The 24,963-nt window shown below is 71.0% G+C and carries 20 protein-coding genes and 1 pseudogene; 4 read left to right on the top strand and 17 right to left on the bottom strand.

Translation table 11 applies throughout. The features are described 5' to 3' along the window. Nucleotides 1–101 precede the first annotated feature (101 nt). The 7 genes from rpmA to OHT77_RS29580 form a co-directional block, all read right to left on the bottom strand. The gene (rpmA, locus tag OHT77_RS29610) at nucleotides 102–356 is read right to left on the bottom strand and encodes a 50S ribosomal protein L27 (RefSeq protein WP_019063244.1); all 255 of its coding nucleotides are present in this window, start codon (nucleotides 354–356) and stop codon (nucleotides 102–104) included. 14 nt (nucleotides 357–370) lie between these two features. After that, on the bottom strand, nucleotides 371–691 hold the full coding sequence (gene rplU / locus OHT77_RS29605; RefSeq protein WP_006374708.1) for a 50S ribosomal protein L21: 321 nt from the start codon (nucleotides 689–691) through the stop codon (nucleotides 371–373). Between the two features lie 230 nt (nucleotides 692–921). Continuing rightward, a complete protein-coding gene (locus OHT77_RS29600; protein WP_328831457.1) occupies nucleotides 922–4,893 on the bottom strand; it encodes an Rne/Rng family ribonuclease in 3,972 nt (1,323 codons plus the stop codon). A 262-nt stretch (nucleotides 4,894–5,155) separates the two neighbouring features. Continuing rightward, nucleotides 5,156–5,923 carry a TIGR03936 family radical SAM-associated protein gene (locus OHT77_RS29595; RefSeq protein ID WP_328831456.1) on the bottom strand — a complete coding sequence of 256 codons (768 nt, stop codon included), beginning with the start codon at nucleotides 5,921–5,923 and terminating at the stop codon, nucleotides 5,156–5,158. A gap of 46 nt (nucleotides 5,924–5,969) precedes the next feature. Then, complete coding sequence (locus OHT77_RS29590) at nucleotides 5,970–7,082, bottom strand: hypothetical protein (protein WP_328831455.1); 1,113 nt, start codon at nucleotides 7,080–7,082, stop codon at nucleotides 5,970–5,972. Between the two features lie 15 nt (nucleotides 7,083–7,097). Continuing rightward, entirely contained in the window at nucleotides 7,098–7,631 is a 534-nt protein-coding gene (locus OHT77_RS29585) for a GNAT family N-acetyltransferase (protein ID WP_328831453.1), read from the bottom strand. A gap of 3 nt (nucleotides 7,632–7,634) precedes the next feature. Continuing rightward, nucleotides 7,635–8,282, bottom strand: coding sequence for a TetR/AcrR family transcriptional regulator (locus OHT77_RS29580; protein ID WP_328831452.1), 648 nt, complete (start codon nucleotides 8,280–8,282; stop codon nucleotides 7,635–7,637). A gap of 163 nt (nucleotides 8,283–8,445) precedes the next feature. On the opposite strand from OHT77_RS29580, the gene OHT77_RS29575 reads away from it, so the two are divergent. Together OHT77_RS29575 and OHT77_RS29570 are read left to right on the top strand one after the other, a co-directional pair. Then, on the top strand, nucleotides 8,446–8,988 hold the full coding sequence (locus tag OHT77_RS29575; protein WP_266768644.1) for a cysteine hydrolase family protein: 543 nt from the start codon (nucleotides 8,446–8,448) through the stop codon (nucleotides 8,986–8,988). A gap of 115 nt (nucleotides 8,989–9,103) precedes the next feature. Continuing rightward, complete coding sequence (locus OHT77_RS29570) at nucleotides 9,104–9,925, top strand: hypothetical protein (protein ID WP_328834377.1); 822 nt, start codon at nucleotides 9,104–9,106, stop codon at nucleotides 9,923–9,925. Between the two features lie 22 nt (nucleotides 9,926–9,947). Here the strand turns inward: OHT77_RS29570 and OHT77_RS29565 are convergent, their stop codons facing one another. After that, a complete protein-coding gene (locus tag OHT77_RS29565; RefSeq protein WP_328831451.1) occupies nucleotides 9,948–10,697 on the bottom strand; it encodes an SDR family oxidoreductase in 750 nt (249 codons plus the stop codon). Between the two features lie 182 nt (nucleotides 10,698–10,879). On the opposite strand from OHT77_RS29565, the gene OHT77_RS29560 reads away from it, so the two are divergent. Then, nucleotides 10,880–11,728, top strand: coding sequence for a helix-turn-helix domain-containing protein (locus OHT77_RS29560; RefSeq protein WP_328834376.1), 849 nt, complete (start codon nucleotides 10,880–10,882; stop codon nucleotides 11,726–11,728). A 5-nt stretch (nucleotides 11,729–11,733) separates the two neighbouring features. On the opposite strand, the pseudogene OHT77_RS29555 reads toward OHT77_RS29560, so the two are convergent. Together OHT77_RS29555 and OHT77_RS29550 are read right to left on the bottom strand one after the other, a co-directional pair. Continuing rightward, nucleotides 11,734–12,029, bottom strand: a pseudogene (locus OHT77_RS29555) (LysR family transcriptional regulator); the annotation flags it as partial. A gap of 91 nt (nucleotides 12,030–12,120) precedes the next feature. Continuing rightward, nucleotides 12,121–12,936, bottom strand: a complete 816-nt coding sequence (locus tag OHT77_RS29550; protein ID WP_328831450.1) for a S1 RNA-binding domain-containing protein — start codon at nucleotides 12,934–12,936, stop codon at nucleotides 12,121–12,123. Nucleotides 12,937–13,061: 125 nt separating this feature from the next. On the opposite strand from OHT77_RS29550, the gene OHT77_RS29545 reads away from it, so the two are divergent. Beyond that, complete coding sequence (locus OHT77_RS29545; protein WP_328831449.1) at nucleotides 13,062–13,751, top strand: DUF899 domain-containing protein; 690 nt, start codon at nucleotides 13,062–13,064, stop codon at nucleotides 13,749–13,751. A gap of 43 nt (nucleotides 13,752–13,794) precedes the next feature. On the opposite strand, the gene OHT77_RS29540 is transcribed toward OHT77_RS29545, so the two are convergent. The 7 genes from OHT77_RS29540 to mreC form a co-directional block, all read right to left on the bottom strand. Then, on the bottom strand, nucleotides 13,795–15,846 hold the full coding sequence (locus tag OHT77_RS29540; protein WP_328831448.1) for a restriction endonuclease: 2,052 nt from the start codon (nucleotides 15,844–15,846) through the stop codon (nucleotides 13,795–13,797). Between the two features lie 198 nt (nucleotides 15,847–16,044). Beyond that, nucleotides 16,045–18,012 (bottom strand): TIGR03960 family B12-binding radical SAM protein, encoded by a 1,968-nt coding sequence (locus tag OHT77_RS29535; RefSeq protein WP_328831447.1) that lies wholly within the window; start codon nucleotides 18,010–18,012, stop codon nucleotides 16,045–16,047. An 86-nt stretch (nucleotides 18,013–18,098) separates the two neighbouring features. Then, the gene (locus OHT77_RS29530) at nucleotides 18,099–19,622 is read right to left on the bottom strand and encodes a CYTH and CHAD domain-containing protein (protein WP_328831446.1); all 1,524 of its coding nucleotides are present in this window, start codon (nucleotides 19,620–19,622) and stop codon (nucleotides 18,099–18,101) included. A 104-nt stretch (nucleotides 19,623–19,726) separates the two neighbouring features. After that, the gene (rodA, locus tag OHT77_RS29525) at nucleotides 19,727–20,923 is read right to left on the bottom strand and encodes a rod shape-determining protein RodA (RefSeq protein WP_328831445.1); all 1,197 of its coding nucleotides are present in this window, start codon (nucleotides 20,921–20,923) and stop codon (nucleotides 19,727–19,729) included. Next, nucleotides 20,920–23,181 (bottom strand): penicillin-binding protein 2, encoded by a 2,262-nt coding sequence (mrdA, locus tag OHT77_RS29520; protein WP_328831444.1) that lies wholly within the window; start codon nucleotides 23,179–23,181, stop codon nucleotides 20,920–20,922. The genes rodA and mrdA overlap by 4 nt, the downstream gene beginning before the upstream one ends. Before the next feature lie 96 nt (nucleotides 23,182–23,277). Then, nucleotides 23,278–23,946: a rod shape-determining protein MreD gene (mreD, locus tag OHT77_RS29515; protein ID WP_266768656.1), complete on the bottom strand. Its 669-nt coding sequence runs from the start codon at nucleotides 23,944–23,946 to the stop codon at nucleotides 23,278–23,280. A 12-nt stretch (nucleotides 23,947–23,958) separates the two neighbouring features. Continuing rightward, nucleotides 23,959–24,900: a rod shape-determining protein MreC gene (mreC, locus tag OHT77_RS29510; protein WP_328831443.1), complete on the bottom strand. Its 942-nt coding sequence runs from the start codon at nucleotides 24,898–24,900 to the stop codon at nucleotides 23,959–23,961. Nucleotides 24,901–24,963: the final 63 nt, after the last annotated feature.

The raw sequence follows: 24,963 nt of genomic DNA, 5'->3' as shown, positions 1-24,963 counted from the left end.
CCAGTAGAAACACGCGAAAGGCGGACCCGCTTCCCGGAAGGGAAGTGAGGTCCGCCTCGCGAAAGCTTCCGATCAGTTGCCTGAATCAGCTACCTGATGTGTCAGGCGACCGGAACGATGTTCACGACCTTGCGGCCACGGTGCGTACCGAACTCCACCGCACCGGCGTTCAGCGCGAACAGCGTGTCGTCGCCGCCACGGCCGACGCCCGAACCGGGGTGGAAGTGGGTGCCGCGCTGGCGGACCAGGATCTCACCAGCGTTGACGACCTGACCGCCGAAGCGCTTCACGCCGAGCCGCTGGGCATTGGAGTCGCGACCGTTCCGGGTGGACGATGCGCCCTTCTTGTGTGCCATCTCTCCTCAGTCCCTTACTTCGCAGCCGCGGGGATCTCAGTGACCTTGATCGCCGTGTACTGCTGGCGGTGGCCCTGACGACGGCGGTAGCCGGTCTTGTTCTTGTAGCGAAGGATGTCGATCTTGACGCCCTTGTGGTGGTCCACGATCTCGGCCTGGACCTTGATGCCGGCCAGCACCCACGGGTCGCTGGTCACAGCGTCGCCGTCGACAACGAGCAGGGTCGAGAGCTCGACCGTGTCGCCAACCTTGGCAGTGGAAATCTTGTCAACCTCAACGATGTCGCCGACAGCAACCTTGTGCTGGCGACCACCGCTGCGCACGATGGCGTACACGCTGATCTCACTCTCTCGCTCTGGGACGGCACCCCCGCAGTCCAGCCGCCCTGCAGAGCAGACGGCCTCTCCCGGCGGAACACGCCCGGGAGGAAGAGGTTTACGGGGATGTGGCGTGTCACCTGTGGACACGCCGACAGTCAAGGTTACGGGGCCGCAGCCGAACGGGTCAAACCGGGCCCCTGCGGGAGTGCGACCGATCACATGGACCGGTCGCACACCCCCTGGGTTCAGCCCTCGTCGGTGGAGGCGGTGACGGAGGACGGGCTCGTCTGCTCCGCCGCCGCGGTCTTCTTCGACGTGGTCTTGGCGGCCTTCTTGGCCGTCGTCTTCTTCGCGGCCGTCTTCTTGGCCGCGGTCTTGGTGGCCGCCGTCTTCTTGGCGACCGCCTTCTTCGCCGGGGCCTTCTTGGCGGCCTTGCGAGCGGCCGTCTTCTTGGCCGGAGCAGGGGCCTCAGCATCGGCTTCGGCCTCGACGGCCGGCGCCTCGGACACGGCCGACGGTACGACCGTCACGGCCGCCTCCTCGGACGCGGTCGGCGCGGTGGCCTTGCGCACGGCACGACGCCGCGGGCGGGCCGGAGCCGCGCTCTCGGTGGGCGCCTCGGGCTGCTGCTCGACCGGCGCGGGCGTCTCGACGACCACCGGAGCGGCCTCGGTCACCGTCACCACGGCGGCCTCCTCGGACCCGGCCGGGGACCCGGCGGGCGCGGTCGCCTTCCGGGTCGCGCGACGGCGCGTACGCCCCTTGGGCGCGGCATCGTCGACCACCGGAGTCTCGACGACCGGCGCCGGGGTCTCCTCGACCGCGGGAGCCTCGACCACCGGGTCCTCCACGGCGACGGGCTCGGCCTGCGCGACGGCGGCCGGCTCGGCCTCCTCACGCACCTCGCGCGACTGCCGCTCGCCCCGCGGCGCACCGGCCGGAGCCGACGCCCGCCGGCTCGTCCGGCGCCGCGAACGCCCACCGCGGCCGGCCGCGGCCTCCGCCTCGGCGGCGCTGCTGTACAGGTCCTCGTCGGGCCGGAACTCGGGCTCGGCGAACGGAACCGGCGTGGCGACCTCGGCCGCCACCTCCGCCTCGGTCTCGACCTCGTCGTCGGCCACGTCGTGCTCGTGCGTGTCGTGACCGTCGTGGCTGTCGTGGCCCTGCCCGTCACCACCGCGCCCGCGGCGCTTGCGCTTGCCGCCGCCACCGACCGAGGTCGGCTGCTCCATGTGCACGATGACACCGCGGCCGTTGCAGTGGACGCAGGTCTCGGAGAAGGACTCCAGCAGGCCCTGGCCGACGCGCTTGCGGGTCATCTGGACCAGGCCCAGCGAGGTGACCTCGGCGACCTGGTGCTTGGTGCGGTCGCGCCCGAGGCATTCGAGCAGGCGGCGCAGGACCAGGTCGCGGTTGGACTCCAGAACCATGTCGATGAAGTCGATGACGACGATGCCGCCCAGGTCGCGCAGCCGCAGCTGGCGCACGATCTCCTCGGCCGCCTCCAGGTTGTTCCTGGTCACGGTCTCTTCGAGGTTGCCGCCCTGACCGGTGAACTTGCCGGTGTTGACGTCGATCACGATCATCGCTTCGGTCTTGTCGATGACCAGCGAACCGCCGCTGGGCAGCCAGACCTTGCGGTCCAGCGCCTTCATCAGCTGCTCGTCGATGCGGTACGTCGCGAAGACGTCGACCTCGGAGGTCCAGCGGGACAGCCGGTCGGCGAGGTCGGGGGCGACGTGCGCGACATAGCCGTGGATGGTGTCCCACGCCTCGTCGCCGCTGACGATGACCTTGGTGAAGTCCTCGTTGAAGATGTCGCGCACGACGCGGACGGTCATGTCCGGCTCGCCGTACAGCAGAGTCGGCGCGTTGCCGCTCTTCGACTTCTTCTGGATGTCCTCCCACTGCGCCTGGAGGCGTTCGACGTCACGGCGCAGCTCGTCCTCGCTCGCGCCCTCGGCGGCGGTGCGCACGATGACGCCCGCGTCCTCGGGGACGATCTTCTTGAGGATGGTCTTCAGCCGGGCCCGCTCGGTGTCGGGCAGCTTGCGGCTGATGCCGGTCATCGAGCCCTCGGGGACGTACACGAGGTAGCGCCCCGGCAAGGAGACCTGGCTGGTCAGGCGGGCGCCCTTGTGGCCGATCGGGTCCTTGGTGACCTGCACGAGGACCGACTGGCCGGACTTCAGGGCGGACTCGATGCGGCGCGGCCCGTTGGCCATGCCGAGCGCCTCGAAGTTGACCTCACCGGCGTACAGGACGGCGTTGCGCCCCTTGCCGATGTCGATGAACGCGGCCTCCATGGAGGGCAGCACGTTCTGGACCTTGCCCAGGTAGACGTTGCCGACGTACGAGGTCGACTGCTCCTTGTTGACGTAGTGCTCGACGAGCACGCCGTCCTCCAGGACGCCGATCTGCGTGCGCTCGCCGGTCTGCCGGACGACCATCACGCGCTCGACGGCCTCGCGGCGGGCGAGGAACTCCGCCTCGGTGATGATCGGGACGCGGCGGCGCCCCTGCTCGCGGCCTTCGCGGCGGCGCTGCTTCTTGGCCTCGAGGCGCGTGGAGCCCTTGATGGACTGCACCTCGTCGCTCGGGTGGTCGTCCTTCTTGGCGCGCGGCTCGCGGACCTTGACGACGGTGCGCTCGGGGTCGTCCGACGACGAGTTCGTCTCGCTCTCGCCGCCCGAGTCACCGGCGCGACGGCGCCGACGACGCCGGCGACGGCTGCTGCTCGACCCGGAACCGCCTTGGTCGTCGTCCGCCTCCTCGGCGTCCTCCTCGACCTGCTCGGCGGTGTCCTCGGAATCCTGGGCCGCCTGCTCGGCGGCGTACTCCTCGCCGTCCTCGCCCTCGTCCTCACCGGTGGCGGACTCGCCACGGCGACGGCGCCGGCCCCCACGCCGACGGCGGCGGCGCGAACCGGTCTCCTCGGTCTCGTCACCGTCGGCGGAGTCCTCGGCCTCGTCGGCCTCCTCGGGCTCCTCCTCCACGACGACGGCCTCGACGACCGCGGGCGTCTCGGGCTCGGCCTCGAAGGCGGCACCCCGGCGACGACGCCGACGGCGACCGCCGGTCTCCTCCTCGACGGCCTCGACCGCGACGGGCTCCGGTACGACGACGACCTCTTCCTCGTCGTCCTCCACGGCCTCGGCGGCGGCAGCTGCGGCGGCGCGCTCCGGCGTCTGGAACATCGGCTCGGTGAAGACGGGCGCCTGGAACACGGCCACGGCGGGCCGACGCGGGCGGCGCGGGCCGTCCTCCTCCTCGGCGGCGTTCCCGTTCTTCGGCGCGGGCGCGGAGAACCCTCCGGCGGCGGACCGTACGGCCCGCCGGCGACGGCGCGGTCCGGTCTCCTCGACCGGCTCGGCGTCCTTCTTGGTCTCCGCGGTGGTCTCGTCGTTCACAGGGGCCTCCTCGCCCACGGGCGTCCCGGCAGGCGCGGACACACGGCGCGTGGCGCGACGACGGCTCCGACGCGGCCCGGCATCCTCGTCGGACGCGGCGGCGGCGGAACCTTCGGTCACTTCTTCGGTCACTGCGGTGGCTTCGGCACTCTCGGCGGCCTCGACGGCCTCAGCGGCCTCGGGCGCACCGGCAGGCGCGGACACCCGGCGCGTGGCACGCCGACGCGTACGCCCGGCGGGCGCGGCGGCCTCTTCCTCTACGGCGGCGGGCGCCGCAGGCTCCTCCACCGGCTCCGGCTCGGTCACGGCAGCGGGCGCGACGGTCTCCGGCTCGACGGTCTCGGGCGCGGTCACCCGGCGCGTGGCACGGCGGCGGCCGCGGCGCGGCGCGGCGTCCTCGTCGGACGCGACGGCCGGCGTCTCTTCCTCGACGGCGGCGGGCGCGGCGGCGGCAACGGCCGGCACCACGATCTCGGCCGCCTCGGGCACCTCACTCGCCTCGGGCGCACCGGCGGGCGCGGACACCCGTCGGGTGGCACGCCGACGCGGGCGCCCGGCAGGCGCCGCCTCGTCCGCCACAGGCGTCTCGACGGCAGCGGGCGGCACGACGGTCTCGTCGGCCCCGCTCTTCTCTTCTGCGGCGCTCACCTCGGCCGGTATGGCCGGAGCGCTGTTCTCGACCGTGCCCTCGGCGCCGGTCGGCGGTCCCGCTGGGCGAGACGCGGCGCGGCGCCTGCGGCGCGGCGGCAGCGTGTCGCTCGGGCTGTTCAGTTCGGAACCCTCTGCGGGTTCGGTCGGTTCGAGCATGCGGGCGTTTCTCCCGTCAGGCTCCCGGGCGCCGCGCCTGGTCCGGCATGGATGCCGGTGACGTCCGCGGCTCGCGCGTTGCGCGGTGCCGCCGTCCGGGGCGCGGGCGCCGCACGGGAGCTCTCTGTGTCCTGTCTCGCCGGTTCCGTACGCCCAGATGCGGACGGCCTGGCGAAAGTCTTGTGGTCGGTGCGCCGCCCGACCCAGGTGGCTCCCGAGTCCGAGGGCTGCGCTACGACGTCCGTCCTACGCGGAACCTTCCCTACGCAGGTGCCTTCGCGGCGGCGGCTTCGGCGACCGTGCGGTGCGCGGTCTCTGCTGCCTCGCGGTCGGGCGCGAGCGGGTCGGTCACCGTGCCGGTCTCTTCATCGAACAGCCCCTGCGCCAGCCTGGTCACCGCTGCGGCGACCGGCGGCGCCAGGTCGGCCACGGCGCGAAGACCGGACAGGACGTCGTCGGGTCGAACGGCAGGCGTCACGTGCCGAACAACCAGCCGCAGTATCGCACAAGCCTGGTCGGTAGGCCTATCAGCCAGTGGACTCAGCGTCTCAAGGTCGGCTACGGCGGGTCGGGCGTCGAATGTCCGCATGCCGTTCTTGGCCATGCGCTGGACCTCGACGCTCTCGGCCGCGTTGAACGCGGCCACCGCGCGCTCGGCGTCCTCGGGTGCCACCCCGTCGAGCCGCAGCTCCCACACGGAAGCCGTGAGCCGGTCGGCGAGCCCGGAGGTCCGGGCCTCGACCGCGTCGATGATGTCGAGGCCCACGGGCATCGACTCGTCGAGCAGCTCGCGCAGCGTGTCGGGGTCGCGCTCGGCGGTGAGCGCGATCTCCAGGTATTCCGCCTCACTGCCCGTGCCGGTGGGTGCGGCATTGGCGTACGACACCTTCGGATGCGGCGTGAACCCCGCCGAGTACGCCATGGGCACCTCGGCGCGGCGCAGCGCACGCTCGAAGGCGCGCTGGAAGTCACGGTGGCTGGTGAACCGGAGGCGGCCGCGCTTGGTGTAGCGCAGTCGGATGCGCTGCACCGCGGGTGCGGGCGGCGGGCCTTCGGGCTGTCGCTTGCCCAGTGTCCTAGTCCTTCGTGAGAACGGTCGTACTTCTACCAAGAGTACGTGTCTCGTCGCCCATCGGTTCCCGCGGCTCCACCGGCCGGGGTACCTGCGGCTCGCCGAAAACCATGCGCCGGAAGTCGGCGCGGGCCTGCCGGGCGGAGTCACGGACGGCGGTCAGCACCTGCCGGGTGACCCGTCCCACAGCGCGTGCGGCCTCGGCGGCGGGCCGCAGCACGAGGTCCCGTACGACGTGTCCGACCGGGGTGAGGACCGTCCGGTACACCCAGCTCACGGGCTCGACGAAGATCCACCGGAAGAGGGTCGCGAGGACCCGCCCCACGGCGAGGGAGATGTGCCCGGCGATCCGCCAGGCGTGCCCGAGGGCGTCCCAGACCTCCCGCCCGATGACCGCGAGCACGCGCCCGACCGGGGTCAGCACCCAGCGCCAGAGGCCGATCGCGGGCAGCACGAGCAGAATCCGGGCGGTCCAGTACAGGACGACACCGATCCCGGTACCGACCGCCTTCACCAGCCACACCACACCCCGCCCGCACCAGGCGAGCGCCCGCCCGACCGGCGCGAGGACCCAGGCGTACAGCCACCCGGCGGGCACGACCAGCAGATACCGCCCGAGCCAGGCCAGGACGGCGGTCACCCCGCCGGCGACCCACGCCACACCGGCGGCGACCCCGTTGAGGACCCACGCGCACGCGTGCCCGACGGGAGTGAGCACGCGCGTGTGGACCCACACCAGCCCGGCCGCGATCCGCCCGGCGACCCAGGCGAGGCCGTGCCCGACCGGGGTGAGCACATACCGGTACAGCCAGCCGAGCGGTACCAGGAGAAGAACGGTGGCGAGCCGGCCGAGCGCCTTGGCCAGCGGCACCACCACGTAACGCCACAGCGCCACCCACGGCCACACGAACACCGCGCGTGCCACCGGCCGCAGCACGGTCCGGTAGAGGAACCGCCCGCTGACCACCAGCCCGTCCCACACCAGCCGCACCGGCACGACGAGCACGAGCACGACGATGCGCACCGGCACGCGGATCGCGACGGCGAGACACCCCTCGGGCGGTTGCGGCGACGGCCGCGCGGGGGGCGGCTTCTCGAAGTGCACAGGGGCGTCCATATCCATCAGGACGCGTCAGCGCCCTGTTCGTATCCAGTAGCGCAGTTTCCCGTCCCGCTCGTCCTCGAACTCGCCGCCGGCGGCCTCGATCACCTTGCGGGACGCGATGTTGGTGACATCGCAGGTCACGAGGACCGGGTCAAGACCCAGCGCGTGGGCGTACGGCAGTACGTCACGCAGCATCGCGGTCGCGTGCCCCCGGCGCCGGGCCCCGGGCCGGACGCCGTATCCGATGTGACCGCCGTAGTCGAGGAGCCAGGGGGTGAGCCGGTGGCGGACCTGGATCCGGCCGAGGTAGGTGTCGCCGTCCACGTACCAGTACCAGGTGTTGGGCACGAACCCCTCGGGCCGCCGCCCGTCCTCGGCCTCCTCCTGCCGTACCGCCTCGACGTACCGTTCGAAGCCCTCCGGCCGCTGCCACGCACTGCCGTGCTCCCGCAGTTCGCGCGCGAGCGTGCCGCCGAAGAAGTCGTCCTCGGCGATGTGCTCGTGCACGGCGTCCAGGAAGGACACCCGGAACCGCGCGTCGGGCAGGATCAGTTCAGGCATCGGTCAAGGGTAGGGGTCGGCGGGCGGCGACAGGAGCGCGTCGACGATCTCCCGCAGTGGCGCGGCCAGTTGGGCGGCGGTCGCGTCACGCAGGGGGCGCAGGCCCACGGCGGAGCGTACGACGGCGACGCCCACGCCGAGGGCCACGAGGAGTTCCGCGCGCAGCAGGCGTTCGTCGTCGTCCCCCGCCGGGCCCTCGCCGGACGCCTGGAGGATCTGGTGGCTGTAGTCGTCCAGGGCCCTGCGGCGCAGGGCGTCGACGCGTTCGTCGCCGGAGCCGCGCAGGAGCATCAGCACGGGGTGTTCGCCGAACTCCGGCCAGGCGCCGGCGGACAGTTGGCGGCTGAGTGCCTCGGCGAGGCCGGCGCGGTCCGCGGGGAATTCCTCATCTCGGCCCAGGAAGCGGGGAGTCGAGGCGAGGGCCGCTTTGAAGAGGCCCTCCTTGGAGTCGAAGTACCGTTTGATCAGGGCCAGGTTGACCCCGACGTCGGCGGCCACGTCCCGCAGCGTCGTGCGGTCGTAGCCGAGTCGGGTGAAGCGGCTGCTCGCGGCCTCCAGGAGTGCCTGCCGGGTCGCCGCCGCGTCCCGCCGACGGCGCACGTCGCCCTCGCCCTCGCTCGCCTCACCCTCGTCACGCGTCTCACCCGTCACCACCGGCGGCCTCCCTCCAGCACCCTCGCCCAGGTCAAGTCATCACTCGTTGACATGACTACAGGGCGTGGTTACGTTAGGCAAGTAATCACCTGATGACTTAGCCCGCCATCTCACCGTCACCTCGCCCTCCCCCCTCCGCCCCCCGTACGAAAGGCCCGCCGTGTCCCAGCAAGCCCTCCTCGTCATGGACGTCCAGCAGATGATCGTGGACCGCTACCCGGACCCGGCGTATCTGCCCCGCCTGCGCGAGGCGATCGACACGGCACGCGCGCACGGCGTCCCCGTGATCTATGTGACCGTCGGATTCCGTCCCGGCGCCCCGGAGATCAGCCCCCGCAACAAGATGTTCGGCAGGCTCGCGGGCGCCCCCGCTTCGGCCCAGGCCAACGAGATCCACCCGGACGTGGCCCCCGGCCCCGACGACATCCTCGTCACCAAGCGCCGTGTCAGCGCGTTCGCCGGCAGCGACCTCGACGTGGTGCTGCGGGCGAAGGGCATCGACCACCTGGTCCTGACGGGCATCGCCACCAGCGGCGTCGTCCTGTCCACCCTCCGCCAGGCCGCCGACCTGGACTTCACCCTCACCGTCCTGTCCGACGGCTGCCTCGACAACGACCCGGAGGTCCACGGCGTCCTCATGGAGAAGGTGTTCCCGAGGCAGGCGGAGGTCACGACGGTGGCCGAGTGGGTCGCCGCGCACTGAACTCCCTATATTTGGGTGCGCACTTGAGGCCCCTACGTGAGAGGCCTCGGTCGATGTCCGTGCGATCCGGGGGGATTGAGCGCTCGTGGGACCAGTCAGAACACGTGGGGCGGCCGTGCTGGCCGCCCTCTGCGCCGTAGCGGCCGTACTGTTCCTCGCCGCCTGCGGGACACAGGTCGCGGGCGGTACGGACGGGGCGACGCCGACCGGGTCGATCCCCTGGACCACGGGGCAGCCCTCCCGGGTCACGGGGGCCCGACTGGCTGCCGATCAGCGCACGTTGACCGTGACCGCCCAGGTCCCCGACGGCAGGAAACCGTGTGTGCGGGCGCTCAAGGCCGTGGTCACCGACACCGAGAACAACACCGTGTGGGTCCAGATCACCTTCTCCTCCCCCTCGGGGGACAGAAGCTCCGGCTGCACCAAGGAACGGTCGGCCTCGACGAGCGTCCGGCTGCCCCGGCCCCTGGGCGACCAGAAACTGGTCGTCGACCTCGACAACCAATTCACCACCGACGGCGCCACGTTGCCCGCCCTGCGCCTGTGCGGGGAACTCGGCTGCCACCCGCCGGCCACCGGCTGCACCAGCGCCTCCTACGACCAGGCGCTGATCGCGGCCGATGCCCCCGCGCACACCTACCGCGACGCGGAACACTGCGACGGCAAGTGGCTGGTGCTCGACTTCTCCTGGCGTACGGGCCCGGTCTGCGGCGACACGACCGCGACCCCGTCGGGCTGCGCGTCCCGGCTGGGCGACCGCTGGTTCTTCCGCGCCAAGCCCGCCGGCTGGGCGCCGATCACATCGAGCGCGACGGGCGGCTGTACGGCCGTGCACCGCGCGGAACCCGCCTTCCCCACGGCGCTGTGCGCGGGCCTGGACCCGCTCTCCCCCTCCCTGCACCCGAGTTACCCGCCGGCGTCACCGACCAGCAGGTAACTCCCTTGCTGCCGAAGGGACTTCAGGCCTGCGCCGTGGGCCGGACGACGATCTCGTTGACGTCGACCTCGGCGGGCTGGTTGACGGCGTAGACGATCGCCTCGCCGATCGCGGCGGCCGGGATCGCGATGGCCATCATCTTGTCGGCGAACGCGCGCATGTCCACGTCGTCGATGCCGTCGGTCAGTTCGCTCCGGGTCAGGCCGGGGCTGATCACGGTGACGCGGAGGTCGCGGCTCTCCTGGCGCAGGCCTTCGGAGATGGCGCGGACGGCGTACTTGGTGGCGCAGTAGACGGCCGCGGTCGGATCGACGCGGTGCCCGGCGACGGAGGCGACGTTCACGATGTGCCCCGCGCCCTGCTCGCGCATGACGGGCAGCACCGCGGCGATGCCGTGCAGCACGCCCCGGATGTTCACGTCGATCATGCGGTTCCACTCGTCGACCTTCAGCGCCTCCAGCACCGCCAGGGGCATCACGCCCGCGTTGTTGACGAGCACGTCGACCCGGCCGTACGACGCGTGCGCGGCCCGCACGAAGTCCTGGACGCTTTCCAGGCTGGTCACGTCCAGCTCGCGGTGGTCGGCCGTGCCGCCGTCCGCCCGGATCTCCTCGGCCAGGGCGGCGAGGCGGTCTGCGCGCCGGGCGCCGAGGAACACCCGGTGCCCGGCGGCGGCCAGCAGCCGGGCGGTGGCCTCGCCGATGCCGCTGCTCGCGCCGGTGACCAGGACGGCCTTGCCGGGGCCGGTGGTGGAGGGGACGGTGGTGGTCATGGGTGCAGCCCTTCGAGGTAAGCCGGTGAAAGCCGGTCCACGCGGCGGTATCCATCGCGCTCGCCGTGCCTTCCGTGCCCTCCGAGCATCGGCGGGATCGGCCCGATGAGGCAGGACGGGGCTTCCGGGGTGCGCCACTCCTAGGAAGCGCGAGGGCGCCGTAGGCTTTTGGAATGGACGGCATGGACGGTTCGGACGGTTACCCGCTCGGTGACTTCCTGCGGGCGCGGCGTTCTCGGCTGACGCCCGCGGAGGTGGGTTTTCCCAGTTCAGGGGCGCGCCGGGTGGCCGGGCTGCGGCGCGAGGAGGTCGCCGTGCTGGCCGGGGTCAGCGCCGACTACTACGCCCGGCTGGAGCAGGGCCGCGAGCGCAGCCCCTCGGGCCAGGTCGTCGACGCCATCGCCCGCGCCCTGCGCCTCGACACGGACGCCCGCTGGCACGCGTACCGCCTGGCGGGCCTGGTCCCGAGGCCCGTCCCGGACGGGCCGTCCGACGAGGTGGACCCGGCGCTGCTCCAGCTGATGCACGGGTTCCCTACGGCGGCGGCGTACGTCATCAACCGGCGCCTGGAGGTCCTCGCGTCGAACCCGCTGGCCGACGCGCTGCTCGCGCCCCTGGGCGACCGTCGCCGCATGGTCCGGTCCCTGTTCCTTGACCCGGCGGCCCGCGAACTCTTCGCCGACTGGCCGCACGTCGCCCGCTGCTCCGCCGAGGCGCTGCGGCTGGCCACGGGCCACGACCGTGACGACCGTGCACTCGGCTCCCTGATCGCCGAACTCCTCAGTGACAGCGAGGAGTTCGCGACACTGTGGCGTCAGCACAGCGTCAGCAGACCCGGCCGCCAGACCAAGACCTTCAACCACCCGGACGTGGGCCGCATCACGCTCACGTACCAGACGTTCGACGTGCAGAGCACCCCCGGCCAGTGCCTCCTGGTGGGCACGGCGGAACCGGACACGACGGACGCGGCGGCCCTGGCCCGACTGGGATCCCTGCACACGGCCGGGACCCCCAACTCACCCTTGGCGTAAGCGAGTCAGCGGGCCGCGAGCCAGTCCGTGCAGTGCGTGGCGGCGATACGGGCGCCCTCCGGAGCGGTGAGGACGTCTCCGGGGGGGCGGCGGCGAACATGCCCGCGGCGACCTCGGCGGCGATGGCGGCGACCTCCGCGGCGGCGATCGGCTGGACCGGCGTACACGGCAGCCGGACGGTGTCGACGTCGGTCGCCATCGCGAGGGTCTCGTCCATGAACTCCATGAACTGCGTGGCCCGGACGACCGAGTACGGCACCGGGCCGCCCTTGAGCAGCTCCTCCTGATGAACCTTCGCCCGGGCCAGGCGCGGCAGCGTCGCGTCACGGCCCTAATACGACGACCCGCACCACACCCGCCCTCAACCAGCCGTCAGCGGCGCGAACCCCTTGTCACACCGACCGCCGCGACAAGGTCAACCGGCGTCGCTCCCGGTCGATCTCCTTGACGGTCACGGAGATCTCCTCCCCCACCCGCACCACGTCCTCAGGCGGGACCCCCGGCGCCGCACCGAGCTCCCGCAGGGGCACGCACCCCTCGACACCTGCACCGACCGCGACGAAGACGGCGAACGGGAACACCTTGGTCACCCGCCCCCGCAGGGTCCGCCCCGCCGTGATGCCGTCGGCGAACGCCTGGAAGGGGTCGGGCTGTGTCGCCCGGAGGGACAGCCGGGCTTCCCCGTTCCAGGTGTCGAACTGCAGGAACTCGCACGTCACCCGCTGCCCGACCTGGACAACATCGGAGCCCGCCTCGAAATGACTCCAGGACAGCTCGGGATACGTGATGAAGCCGACGCCGGGATAGACCGGATGCTCGGGTCCGTCGTCCAGCGCCACGAACACACCGAACGACTCGATCGACGCCACCGTGCCGGTCAGCGTCACCCCGCGACGCAACTGCTTGAGGAACGCCCAGAGTTCCGGGTTCTCCGTGGCCGCCATCGACATCCGTACCCGCCCCTCGTCCGGATCCACGGCGACCACCTCACCGCTGACCCTCCGCCCGACCACGGCGACGTCGGAGAAGCTCCGGCCCCAGGGACGGTCCAACGGCCCCACCACGCCGAGCGGTTGAGCGGCGAAGCCGTCCAGTGTCACCGACATCGTGGACCGGGAGACCGCCGCAACTGTCCCGTGGCAGACGTCACCCACCTTGATCGCCGCCAGAAATCCCATGACGGCCTGGTCGACAGACGCTTCCCCCATGCCGCCCAGGCTCCCACACCCCGCCACGGCCCGCCCCGGCGCCCACCGATGAGTTCCGCACCCCGGTGGGGTCTACCCCGTAGCAGGGGACAGCCCTGCCCACACCACGAGCTCTGTGAGGGATCATGACCGCCGACGCACTGCCGCCCGTCGTGGACACCGCGACATGGGAGTCCCAGCTCGCGGCTCTCCGTAGCCGCGAGAAGGCCGCGACCCGGGAGCTGGACGCCATCGCCGCCGAGCGTCGTCGGCTGCCGATGGTGGAGATGCCCGACTACACCCTCGACGGCGAGGACGGCCCCGTACGCCTGGCTGAACTCTTCGACGGCAAGCGCCAGTTGATCGTCTACAACCACATGTGGTTCGCCGGCAAGGAATGGCAGTGCCCGGGCTGCACGGGGTTCACCTCGCAGTTCACCCGCCTGGAGTTCCTGGACAACTACGACGCCCGGTTCGTCATCGTCACCCAGGGCCCGATCGACGAGGCCCTCGCCTACAAGGAGCGCGTCGGCAACCGCATGCCCTGGTACTCGACCGCGAACAGCCCCTTCGGCACGGACGTGGGCGCCCCGCCGGACGGCGGCTTCGCCGTCAACGTCTTCCTCCGCGACGGCGACACCGTCTACCGCACCTGGCACACCACAGGCCGCGGCACCGAGCAGCTCACCCACACCTTCTCCCTGATCGACCTCCTGCCCTACGGCCGCCAGGAGGAATGGCAGGACTCCCCCGCCGGCTGGCCCCAGTCCCCCACCTACAGCGGCTGGGCGGGCTCGAAGGACATCGCGGCGATCTACGGCCCCAACTCCGGCTGAGAGTCGGGGGGTTCAGCGGTCGGGCACGGCAGTGTGTAGGGCGTCAGTCCACGTCGATCCCGTAGTCCCGGATCAACTGCTCAAGCCCGCCCGCGTACCCCTTGCCGCCGAGCACGAAGTCCCAGTCGCCGCTGCCCCTGCGCCGGAAGGAGCCGAGGACCAGGGCGGTCTCCCGGGGCCGCCCGTCGGAGACCTCGAGACGGCCGAGTTCCGTCATCGCGGGGTCGAGCAACCGGATGCGGGCGTCGGTGAACCCGGAGAGGTCGGCCTCCGGGTTCACCTCGGGGTCGACGGCGGCCACGAGGACCAACCGGTCCGCATTCGCGGGCAGCGCGTCGAAGGAGACACGGATCGCGGCCTTGTCGGGAGGCGTGGCCGGCAGGGCGCACACCGCGCCGTCCGGGGTCCGCGGGTTGTTGAAGAACACGAAGTGGTCGTCGCTGAGGACCCTGTTGCCGGCACAGACGAGCGCGCACACGTCGAGCGCGACCCGGCCGGACCAGGACATGCCCAGCACGTTGTAGTCGGCGGGCGGGGTGGTGGCCGCCGAGGGACGGGGCCGCGCCGGCCGGCCGCCTCCCCCGAGGCGTCCGCGCAGTCCGTGCCGGTGCAGCAGGTCGATGAGTTCGCTGCCCGAGATGAGTTCCAGGGGCTTGCCGTTGGCGAAGTTGTAGGAGCCGGGGCCGAACCCCGCGGTCGTCACCAGGACACCCTTGTTGGCACCGGCGTCCTGGACGGTGCCGTACAAATCGCGTACGGCCGTGGGCGGCACCGTGTTGCGGTAGCGCTTCACCTGGACGACGATCTTGCCGCCCCGTATCGGCGTGGGGTCCAGGGCGTCGACGTCCACGCCGCCGTCGTTCGAGCGCTGGGTCGTGACCGCCTGCATCCCCATGGCCCGGAAGAGCTCGGCGACCAGTGACTCGAAGGCGATCGGGTCCATCTCGTACAGGTCCGGTTCCTCGTCGCCGCCGTGGGTGACGACACGGTTGCCCACGTCCTCGGGCGTCCGGGCCGGCCGTACGGAACCCAGTTGGTCGGGCCGGGCGGCGAGCTGCCCGCGAAGGCCGTCCGTCAGGCAGCTGACCGCGTCCACCTGCTCCAGGTGGAGGCCGGAGAACACGGACCGCTCGGCCATGACGGTGGCGAGGAAGATGTGGGCCTGCCGCCCGGTCGCCGGATCGTGGTCGTCCACGAAACCGTTCGCCGCGACGGTCTCCAGCGCGCCGAACTCGTCCGCCGCGAACAGCTCGTGCAGGACGAGCAGCATGCACTGCGCGACGATCTCCCGGTACAGCGCCCGCCGTTGCCCCACCGGACGGGGCGTCTCCTTGTCCTGGTCGAGGGTCGGCATGTACCGCACCGACTTGCTCTCGGGCACGACGTCGTACGACGGCAGCTGCCAGTCGAGGACCAGTTGCCGCGCCGCCGGGTCGTAGGCGGCCACGACCTGCCGGGGGAAGCCCTCGGGCCATGCCCCGGACGAGTAGAGGGCGGCCGTGAAGTACTCGACGACGGACTCGGGATCGCGTCCCCTGACCCCTTCGGTCACCTCGGTGATGCCCGCGTTGTGGCGGCGCACCTCCGCCAGCTGTGTCTCCGCCCACCGTGTGTGCTCGCGCTGGTAGGCCGCCAGCTGGTGCTGCCGCTGGGCCTCCGCGGCCTGTGCCGCCTGCCGGTCCCGCTCGAAGCGGGCCCGCGCCTCGGCCTCTGCCTGTGCGCGCCGGTTCGCGGTCCAGCCGCCCTGGGCCCGGTACTGGTTCGGATCCGGCATCGGGAGGGGCGTGGCCAGCGGCCCGGGAGCGAAGGGCTGCAGGTCCGCGGACCGCATGAGCGAGGACGCTCGGAAGGCGGGTGCCCGGCAGCCGGCGGCCAGCAGCCCCTGCAGGGCGACGACCTGCGCTTCGAGTTCCTCGGTGCGCCGCCTGGCCTCGGCGTGCCGGAACTCCTTGTGGCTCTGCGCGACATGCCGCTGATAGGCGTTGGCCTGCCGCGCGTGCTCCCGCTGCTGTCTTGCCTCGGCCTCCCGCTGGCGCTGCTGCTGCCGTTGCATCTCGGCCCAGACGCCGACAAATCCGCTGGCGCGACGACTCATGTGCTGCAAGCCCTCCCCAGGACGCCGGCATCGCCGGCCGAGCTCATGCCACTCCCCCGACAAGCTGTGACGGGACGACTCTAGCCAGCGACAGCCGTCCCGCCCATGGGTGTGCCGAAAGCGACCTGCGGCGACCATCCGCGCAGGTCATCACCCTTGAAGCGGCACCACGCCCGCGACAGGGGGCGAGCACACACCTCAGTGCGTGTGTCCGCTCCCCGCAGGCTGCTTCACCGTCAGCGGCAGCAGCTTCTTGCCGGTCGGGCCGATCTGGATCTGGGTGTCCATCTGCGGGCAGACCCCGCAGTCGAAGCACGGTGTCCACCGGCAGTCCTCGACCTCTGTCTCGTCGAGGGCGTCCTGCCAGTCCTCCCAGAGCCAGTCCTTGTCGAGGCCCGAGTCGAGGTGGTCCCAGGGGAGGACCTCCTCGTAGGTCTTCTCACGGGTGGTGTACCAGTCGACGTCGACGCCGAAGGCGGGCAGCGTCTTCTCGGCGCAGCGCATCCAGCGGTCGTAGGAGAAGTGCTCGCGCCAGCCGTCGAAGCGGCCGCCGTCCTCGTAGACCGCGCGGATGACCGCGCCGATGCGGCGGTCGCCGCGGGAGAGCAGGCCTTCTACGATGCCGGGCTTGCCGTCGTGGTAGCGGAAGCCGATCGAGCGGCCGTACTTCTTGTCGCCGCGGATCTTGTCGCGGAGCTTGGTGAGGCGGGCGTCCGTCTCCTCCGCGCTCAGCTGCGGGGCCCACTGGAACGGCGTGTGGGGCTTGGGGACGAAGCCGCCGATGGAGACCGTGCAGCGGATGTCGTTCTGGCCGGAGACCTTGCGGCCCTCGGCGATCACGTTCATCGCCATGTCGGCGATCTGCAGGACGTCCTCGTCGGTCTCGGTCGGGAGGCCGCACATGAAGTACAGCTTCACCTGGCGCCAGCCGTTGCCGTACGCCGTGGAGACCGTGCGGATCAGGTCCTCTTCCGAGACCATCTTGTTGATGACCTTGCGGAGGCGCTCGGAGCCGCCCTCGGGGGCGAAGGTGAGGCCCGATCGCCGTCCGTTGCGCGTCAGTTCGTTCGCCAGGTCGACGTTGAACGCGTCCACGCGGGTCGACGGGAGGGACAGGCCGACCTTGTCGTCCGTGTAGCGGTCCGCGAGGCCCTTCGCGATCTCGCCGATCTCGGAGTGGTCCGCCGAGGAGAGCGACAGCAGGCCGACCTCCTCGAAGCCGGTCGCCTTGAGGCCCTTCTCGACCATCTCGCCGATGCCGGTGATCGACCGCTCCCGCACCGGGCGCGTGATCATGCCGGCCTGGCAGAAACGGCAGCCGCGCGTGCAGCCGCGGAAGATCTCGACCGACATCCGCTCATGGACCGTCTCGGCGAGCGGCACCAGCGGCTGCTTCGGGTACGGCCATTCGTCGAGGTCCATGACGGTGTGTTTCGACACCCGCCACGGGACACCGCTCTTGTTCGGTACGACGCGCGCGATGCGGTGGTCCGGCAGGTACTCGACGTCGTAGAAGGCCGGGACGTAGACCGAACCCGTCTTCGCGAGGCGGAAGAGGACCTCCTCGCGGCCGCCCGGGCGGCCCTCCGCCTTCCAGCCGCGGATGATCTTCGTCATGTCGAGCACGGCCTGCTCGCCGTCGCCGATGATCGCCGCGTCGATGAAGTCGGCGATCGGCTCGGGGTTGAAGGCCGCGTGGCCGCCGGCCAGCACGATCGGGTCGTCGAGCGTCCGGTCCTTCGACTCCAGCGGGATGCCCGCCAGGTCCAGGGCCGTGAGCATGTTGGTGTAGCCGAGTTCGGTGGAGAAGCTCAGGCCGAACACGTCGAACGCGCCCACCGGGCGGTGACTGTCGACCGTGAACTGCGGGACCTTGTGCTCCCGCATCAGCGCCTCCAGGTCCGGCCACACGCTGTACGTGCGCTCGGCGAGGACGCCCTCCTGTTCGTTCAGGACCTCGTAGAGGATCATGACGCCCTGGTTGGGCAGGCCGACCTCGTAGGCGTCCGGGTACATGAGCGCCCAGCGGACGTCGCACGAATCCCACGGCTTGACGGTGGAGTTGAGCTCGCCGCCGACGTACTGGATCGGCTTCTGCACGTGCGGGAGCAGGGCTTCGAGCTGCGGAAACACGGACTCTGCGGCCGCAGCGACTTCGGCAGGCATCTCGCGAACCTTCGTGAGCGGGACTGAACGGACGGGTGACCATCCAGACTAACGCGATCCCGGACCTCACCCGTACGCACCAGCGGTCACACCTGGACTGGCCCCTCGGCCACGATCGCCCGCCACGCCTCCGGGAGGGCCGCCTCCACCCCGGCCGCCCGCTGCTCCTCGCGCCCGTACAGCACCCCGTACGTGAAGGAGCTCTCCCCCGCCGCGTGCGCCACCGCGGACAGCTCCCGCAGGGTCACCCGGACCATCACGCTGTCCTGGTGCTCACCGAGCAGGCTGGTCAGCGACTTCATCGACTTGGTGAGCGCGCGGGCCGAAGCGCCGAGCGCCGGGGTCGCCGCCTCCGCCGCGTACCGCGTGCGCTTCGCCTTCTTGCGCGCCTCGTGCAGCGCGAGGTCACGGTCCGCGCCGGGCGGCGCCTCCATCGCCTCCTCGACGAGCGCGGAGACCTTCCCGAAGTCCTTGCGTACGGCCTTGGTGATCACCTTCTCCGGCTTGCCCGCGGCGTCCGGCAGCAGGGGCGGTTCGGCGATCACCGCGTCCAGGGTGTCGAGGAGCGCGAGGTACCGCTTGGAGTCGAGGACGCCGATCAGCCGGCGCCGCGAGCCGCCGCGCCGGGCGTTGGCCCAGGTGCGCAGCCGGGTGCGGATCGGGCCCGAGATCAGGGTGCGGGGCAGTTCGCCGAGGACCGTCGCCAGCCGCTCGGTCATCACCTCGCGGTCCCGGTCGACCCCCAACTCCCCTGCCAGCCATTTGAGTTCCTCGCCGATCGGGTCGGTGACCCCGCGGTCGAGGACCTTCCCGAACGACCGGAACGTGCTGCGCAGCCGCCGGGTGGCGACCCGCATCCGGTGCACCGAGTCGTGCGCGTCCTGCCGTACGGCCGGGTCGAGTTCGAGGAGCGCGTCGCGCTGGGCGCGGACGTAGGCGAGGACGTGGTCGCCCGCGGTGACCGGGTCCTGCGGGGCGGCCGAGGACGCCTTCCGCTTCTTCTTCGCGGACCTGGGAGCCGTCTCCCGCAGCGCCCTGGCCAGCTTGGAGGACGACGAGGACGGCCGTACGCCCGCCTTGCGCAGCCGCTTCTCCACCTTGTCGAGGAACACCGGGTCGCCGCCGTCGGCGAGTTCGACCTCGATCTCGGTCCACTGGGCGGTGCCGCCGCCCTCGGTGAGGCGCTCCGCGCGGACGGCGTCCACGCTGACCTCGGCGAGGAGCTTGCCCTCGGCGTCGACGAGGTGGCGGACGTCGCGGTCGGAGCGCAGGCGGACGACCGGCGCCAGCTCGGCCTCGCGGACGCGGGCCCGGACCAGGCCCGCGAGGGTGCGGGGCACGGTGTCGGAGAGGGGTTCCCGGATCTCGTCGCGGACGCCGGGCGCGACCGGCACCTTCAGGTGCCAGCCCGCGTCGGAGCCGCCGGTGCGGCGGCGCAGGGTGAGCGCGGCGGCGGCGAGGCGTTCGTCGGCCGTGTCGTAGTACACGGCGTCGAGGTTCATGACGCCCTTGTCGATGACGGTCGCGACGCCGGCGACGGCGGTCAGGTCGGGCAGACCGCTGTCGTCGGACTCGTACTTGCGCTCGATCTCCCGCTGTGTGTCCGCCATGCACCGAATCTAGTTGCCGACCAGCCGAGATGACAGGGGGCGTCCGAAATGAACCCCCGGGAAACCCGGGTAAATGGGGCGGTCATGACGGGGTGAAGAACGGGCTAAGCGGACATCGGGCGCTGCACGCGGATCGACTGGAGCAGCCCCACCGCGAGCCACACGGCGAACATCGATGTGCCGCCGTAGGACACGAAGGGCAGTGGCAGACCGGTCACCGGCATGATGCCGAGGGTCATGCCGACGTTCTCGAAGGCCTGGAAGGCGAACCAGGCGACGATTCCGGCGGCGACGATCGTGCCGTAGAGCTCGGTCGAGTCGCGGGCGATGCGGCAGGCGCGCCACAGGACCACGCCCAGCAGGACGAGGATCAGGCCCGCGCCGACGAAGCCCAACTCCTCGCCCGCGACGGTGAAGACGAAGTCCGTCTGCTGTTCGGGGACGAACTGGCCTGTTGTCTGCGATCCGTGGAACAGACCCTCGCCGGTGAGACCGCCGGAGCCGATCGCGATGCGGGCCTGGTTGGTGTTGTAACCGACGCCCGCCGGGTCGAGGCTCGGGTTGGCGAAGGCGGCGAAGCGGGCGATCTGGTACTCGTCCAGGAAGTGCAGCTGCCACACGGCGATCGCGCCCAGGGTGCCCGCGCCGAGGAGGCCGAAGACCCAGCGGTTGGAGGCGCCGGAGGCGAGCAGGACGCCGAGCACGATGATGACCATGACCATGACCGAGCCGAGGTCGGGCATCAGCATGACGATCATCATCGGGACCGAGGCGAGGCCGAGGGCCTGGAGGACCGTGCGGTGGTCGGGGTAGGGCTTGTCGCCCGCGTCGACCCGGGCGGCGAGGATCATCGCCATGCCCAGGATGATCGTGATCTTCACGAACTCCGAGGGCTGGAGCGAGAATCCGCCGCCGAGCACGATCCAGGAGTGCGCGCCGTTGACCGTGGAGCCGAGCGGGGTCAGCACCAGCAGGATGCCGAACACCGAGGCGCCGTAGAGGAACGGGACGACGACGCGCAGGGTGCGGTGGCCGACCCAGATGACGCCGATCATCAGGGCGATGCCGATGCCGGTGTTCATCAGGTGCCGGATCAGGAAGTAGTACTGGTCGCCCTGGTTGATCTCGGTGCGGTTGCGGGTCGCCGAGAAGACCAGCAGCGAGCCGATCAGGGACAGGCCGATCGCCGACAGCAGTATCGGCCAGTCCAGCCGGCGGGCCAGCGAGTCACGGGCGAAGACCCGTGTCCAGCCGGCCCGTTCGGGCCCGTATCCGGAGACGGAGAAGCTGTTGCCGGTCATGTGAGCATCCTCCGGCCACCCCTTCTGCGCGGACGCCTGCGGGTGTTGCTGTTGGTCGTGTTCGTCGGCGAGGTGGCGGGCGGCTGGGTGTCGTCCGTGGCGTTGACGCCCTGCTCGGTCGCCTTCTCCTGCTGCTTCTCCAGCTCCTTGGCCGGGTCGGCGGTGATCTTCGGGGAGGCGATCGTGCCGTCGGCGCGGACCTTCGGGAGGCTCGTCTGCGGCGTGGGCAGCATCGCCTTCTTCTTGTCGATGGAGCCGTCGGCCTGGACGCCGTACATCGCGTTGTAGATGTTGCGCACGGCCTCACCGGAGGCGCCGGAACCCGTACCGGCCTGCGCGATCGTCATGACGACCGTGTAGTCCTTGGTGTAGGTGGCGAACCAGGAGGTGGTCTGCTTGCCGTAGACCTCCGCCGTACCTGTCTTGGCGTGCAGCTCGATCTTGTCCTGCGGCCAGCCCTGGAACTTCCAGGCGGCGGTACCGCTGGTGACCACGCCCGCGAGGGCCTTGTCGATGCCCTTGTGGGTGGCCGCGCTGATCGGCAGCTTCGCCTTCACCTGCGGCTTGATCTCCTGGACCGTCTTGCCGTCGGCGCTGACGATCGCCTTGCCGATGGTGGGGACGTACTCGGTGCCGCCGTTGGCGAGCGCGCCGTAGATCATGGCCTCCTGGATCGGCGTGACGAGGGTGTCGCCCTGGCCGATGGAGTAGTTGATCGAGTCGCCCTCGCGCATCTTGTTGCCCTCGAGGCAGTTCTCGTACGCGATCTGCTGGACGTACGTGCCGCCCTTCTTGCCGGTCTTGCACCAATAGGCCTTGTTGGCCTCCCAGGTCTCCTGCTTCCACTTGCGGTCCGGGACGCGGCCGGTGACCTCGTTCGGGAGGTCGACTCCGGTGACCTTGCCCAGGCCGAACTGGTGGGCCGCCTTGTAGAAGTAGTCCTTCGGCTCACCCTTCTTCGGGTTGATGCCGCCGTCCTTCTTCCACTGGGCGTCGGCGAGGCCGTAGAAGACCGTGTCGCAGGAGACCTCCAAGGCGCGGCCGATGGAGATCGGGCCGAAGTTCTCGCCCTCGAAGTTCTTGAAGACCTGGCCGCCCACCGAGTACGAACTCGTGCAGGGGTAGCCGCCGTCCCACTTGTAGCCGGCCTCGATCGCGGCGGCCGTGGAGACCACCTTGAACGTCGAACCGGGCGCCGACTGACCCTGTATGGCCCGGTTCAGCAGCGGGTAGTCGGAGTTCTTGCCGGTGAGCTGCTTGTAGTCCTTGGCGGAGATGCCGCCGACCCAGACGTTCGGGTCGTACGTCGGCGCGGACGCCATGGCGACGACCCGGCCGGTCTTGGCCTCCATCACGACGACGGCACCGGAGTCGGCCTTGTAGTTCTCGCCGGTGATCTTGTCGAACTGCTGGCGGGCGCTCTTCATCGCCTTGTCGAGCTGGTACTCGGCGACGCGCTGCACACGGGAGTCGATGCTGGTGACGAGGTTCGAACCGGGCTCCGGGGCATCGGACTTGGCCTTGCCGATGACGCGGCCGAGGTTGTCGACCTCGTAGCGGGTGACGCCGGCCTTGCCGCGCAGCTGCTTGTCGTACTCGCGCTCCAGGCCGGAGCGGCCGACCTGGTCGGAGCGGAGGTACGGCGAGTCGCTGTCCTTGGCCTGGGTGATCTCGTCGTCGGTGACCGGCGAGAGATAGCCCAGCACCTGGGCCGCGTTGGCGTCACCGGGAGCCGCGTAGCGCCGTACGGCCTCGGGCTCGGCGGTGATGCCGGGGAAGTCCTCGGCGCGCTCGCGGATCTGCAGGGCCTGCTTGGCGGTGGCCTCGTCGGTGATCGGGATCGGCTGGTAGGGCGAGCCGTTCCAGCAGGGCTGCGGGGTCTTCGCGTCGCACAGCCGGACCTTCTGGATGACGTCCGCGGGCTTCAGCCCGAGCACACCGGCCAGCTTGGTGAGGACGGCCCTGCCGTCGTCCGCCTGCTTCAGCAGGTCGGTGCGGGAGGCGGAGACCACGAGCCGGGTCTCGTTGTCGGCGAGGGGCACACCGCGCGCGTCCAGTATCGAACCGCGCACCGCGGGCTCGACGACCTGCTGGACGTGGTTGCCGGACGCTTCCTTCTGGTAGGCGGAACCCTCGCGGATCTGCAGGTACCAGAGGCGCCCGCCGAGGGTGCCGAGGAGGGAGAGGACGAGAATCTGGATGACGACGAGCCTGATCTGAACCCGTGGAGTCCGACCGGTCTCCGGGATGTTGGTCATGTGGTGCTGCCTCCCCCTCTCAGGACGTGTACGCGTCGACGCGTGTATGAGTCATATACGAACTGCCTGTGAGGCCGTACGCCAACTCCCCGGAGATCAAAGCCTCTTGACCCCCTTGATACGTCCCGCACGGGCCACGCGGGCGCGAGCGGTCTTCAGCTTCAGGCCGCCGCGCTGGCCGCCGATCTTCAGGCCGGTGCCGGAGGAGAGCCAACCCGAGGAGATGTCGGCCGACTTGGCCGCGTTCGTCTCCGCGAGCGGGTCGTTGTCGGCGCGCCGGGCCAGCGCCATGATCCCGGGGACCACGAACGGGGCGAGCAGCAGGTCGTACAGCGAGGCCGTGAACAGCAGGCTGACCAGGCCGACATGGCGGGCGGCGGTGTCGCCGACGAGGGCGCCGACACCGGCGTAGAGCAGGGTGGCGCCGATCGCGGCGGCGACCACGACGGCCATCGGGCCGGTCGCCGACTTCAGGCGGCCGTTCTCCGGCTTGGCCAGGCCCGCGAGGTAGCCGATGACGCACAGGACGAGGGCGTACCGGCCGGCCGCGTGGTCGGCGGGCGGGGCCAGGTCGGCGAGGAGGCCCGCGCCGAAGCCGATGAGGGCGCCCGCGACATGGCCGTAGACCATGGCCAGGCCGAGGACCGTGAGGAGCAGCAGGTCGGGGACCGCGCCCGGGAGGTGCAGGCGGGCGAGGACGCTCACCTGGATCACCAGGGCGACGACGACCAGCGGCGCGGAGAGGAGGATCCGGTTGACACGCATGGGGATGAGCTCCTACTGCTGTTGCTGGCCGTCGACCGGCGCGTTCGCGGACGGGGTGACCGTGACGGTCACCGTCGGGGTCGGGGTCGGCTTGGGCTTCGCGGGCAGGACCGTGTCACGCGGGTCCTTCTTCGGGGCCTCCACGACCACGCCGACGATGTCGAGCTTGGTGAAGTTGACGTACGGCGTGACGTACAGCGTGCGGGTCAGGCCGCCGCCGGAGGGGTCGACGCGGGAGACGACACCGACCGGGACGCCGGGCACGAACGGCTTGTCGGCCTGCGAACCGAAGGTGACCAGACGGTCGCCCTTCTTGACCTCGGCCTTGCCGTTGAGGAGTTCGACGCGGAGCGGGCCGTCGCCCTCGCCGGAGGCGAAGCCGAGTTCGTCGCTGCCCTCCATCCGGGTGCCGACGGTGAAGTCGGGGTCGTTGGCGAGGAGGACGGTGGAGGCGTCGGGGCCGACGGTGGTGACACGGCCGACGAGTCCGTTGCCGTTCAGGACGGTCATGTCGCGCTTGATGCCGTCGTTGGCGCCGACGTCGATGGTGATCGTCCAGGAGAAGCTCTGGGCGGCTCCTATCGCGATGACCTGGGCGCCCTTGATGCCGTACTGGCCCTCGCCGGCCACCTTCAGCATCGTGTCGAGCTGGGTCAGGCGGCTGCGGTTGCGGTCGTCGCTGCCGAGCTTCGCCTTGAGGGCCGCGTTCTCCTTCTCCAGGACGGCGAGCCGGTCGTTCCGCTCACCCGAGTCGCGGACCGCGGAGACCGCGTTGCCCACCGGGTCGACGGCCGACGACACGCCGTTCTCGATCGGACCGAACACGGTGGCCGCGGCCCGGCGGGCTCCGTCGACCGGCGAGTCCTGCCCTCCCCGGATGTCCACCGTGATCAACGCGAACGCTACGGCGATCAGCAGCACCAGGAGCAGCCGGCTCTCTCGTGTGTCCCTCACGTGCGGCGGCCGTGCCTTCCTCATAGAAATGTGCAGAGGTACAGGTATGCAGGTGTGGTGGGT

The sequence above is a fragment of the Streptomyces sp. NBC_00252 genome (assembly GCF_036187565.1).
Classification (GTDB): Bacteria; Actinomycetota; Actinomycetes; order Streptomycetales; family Streptomycetaceae; genus Streptomyces.
Note: the sequence above shows the minus strand (reverse complement) of the source record. Positions and strands in the feature narration are given on the sequence as shown.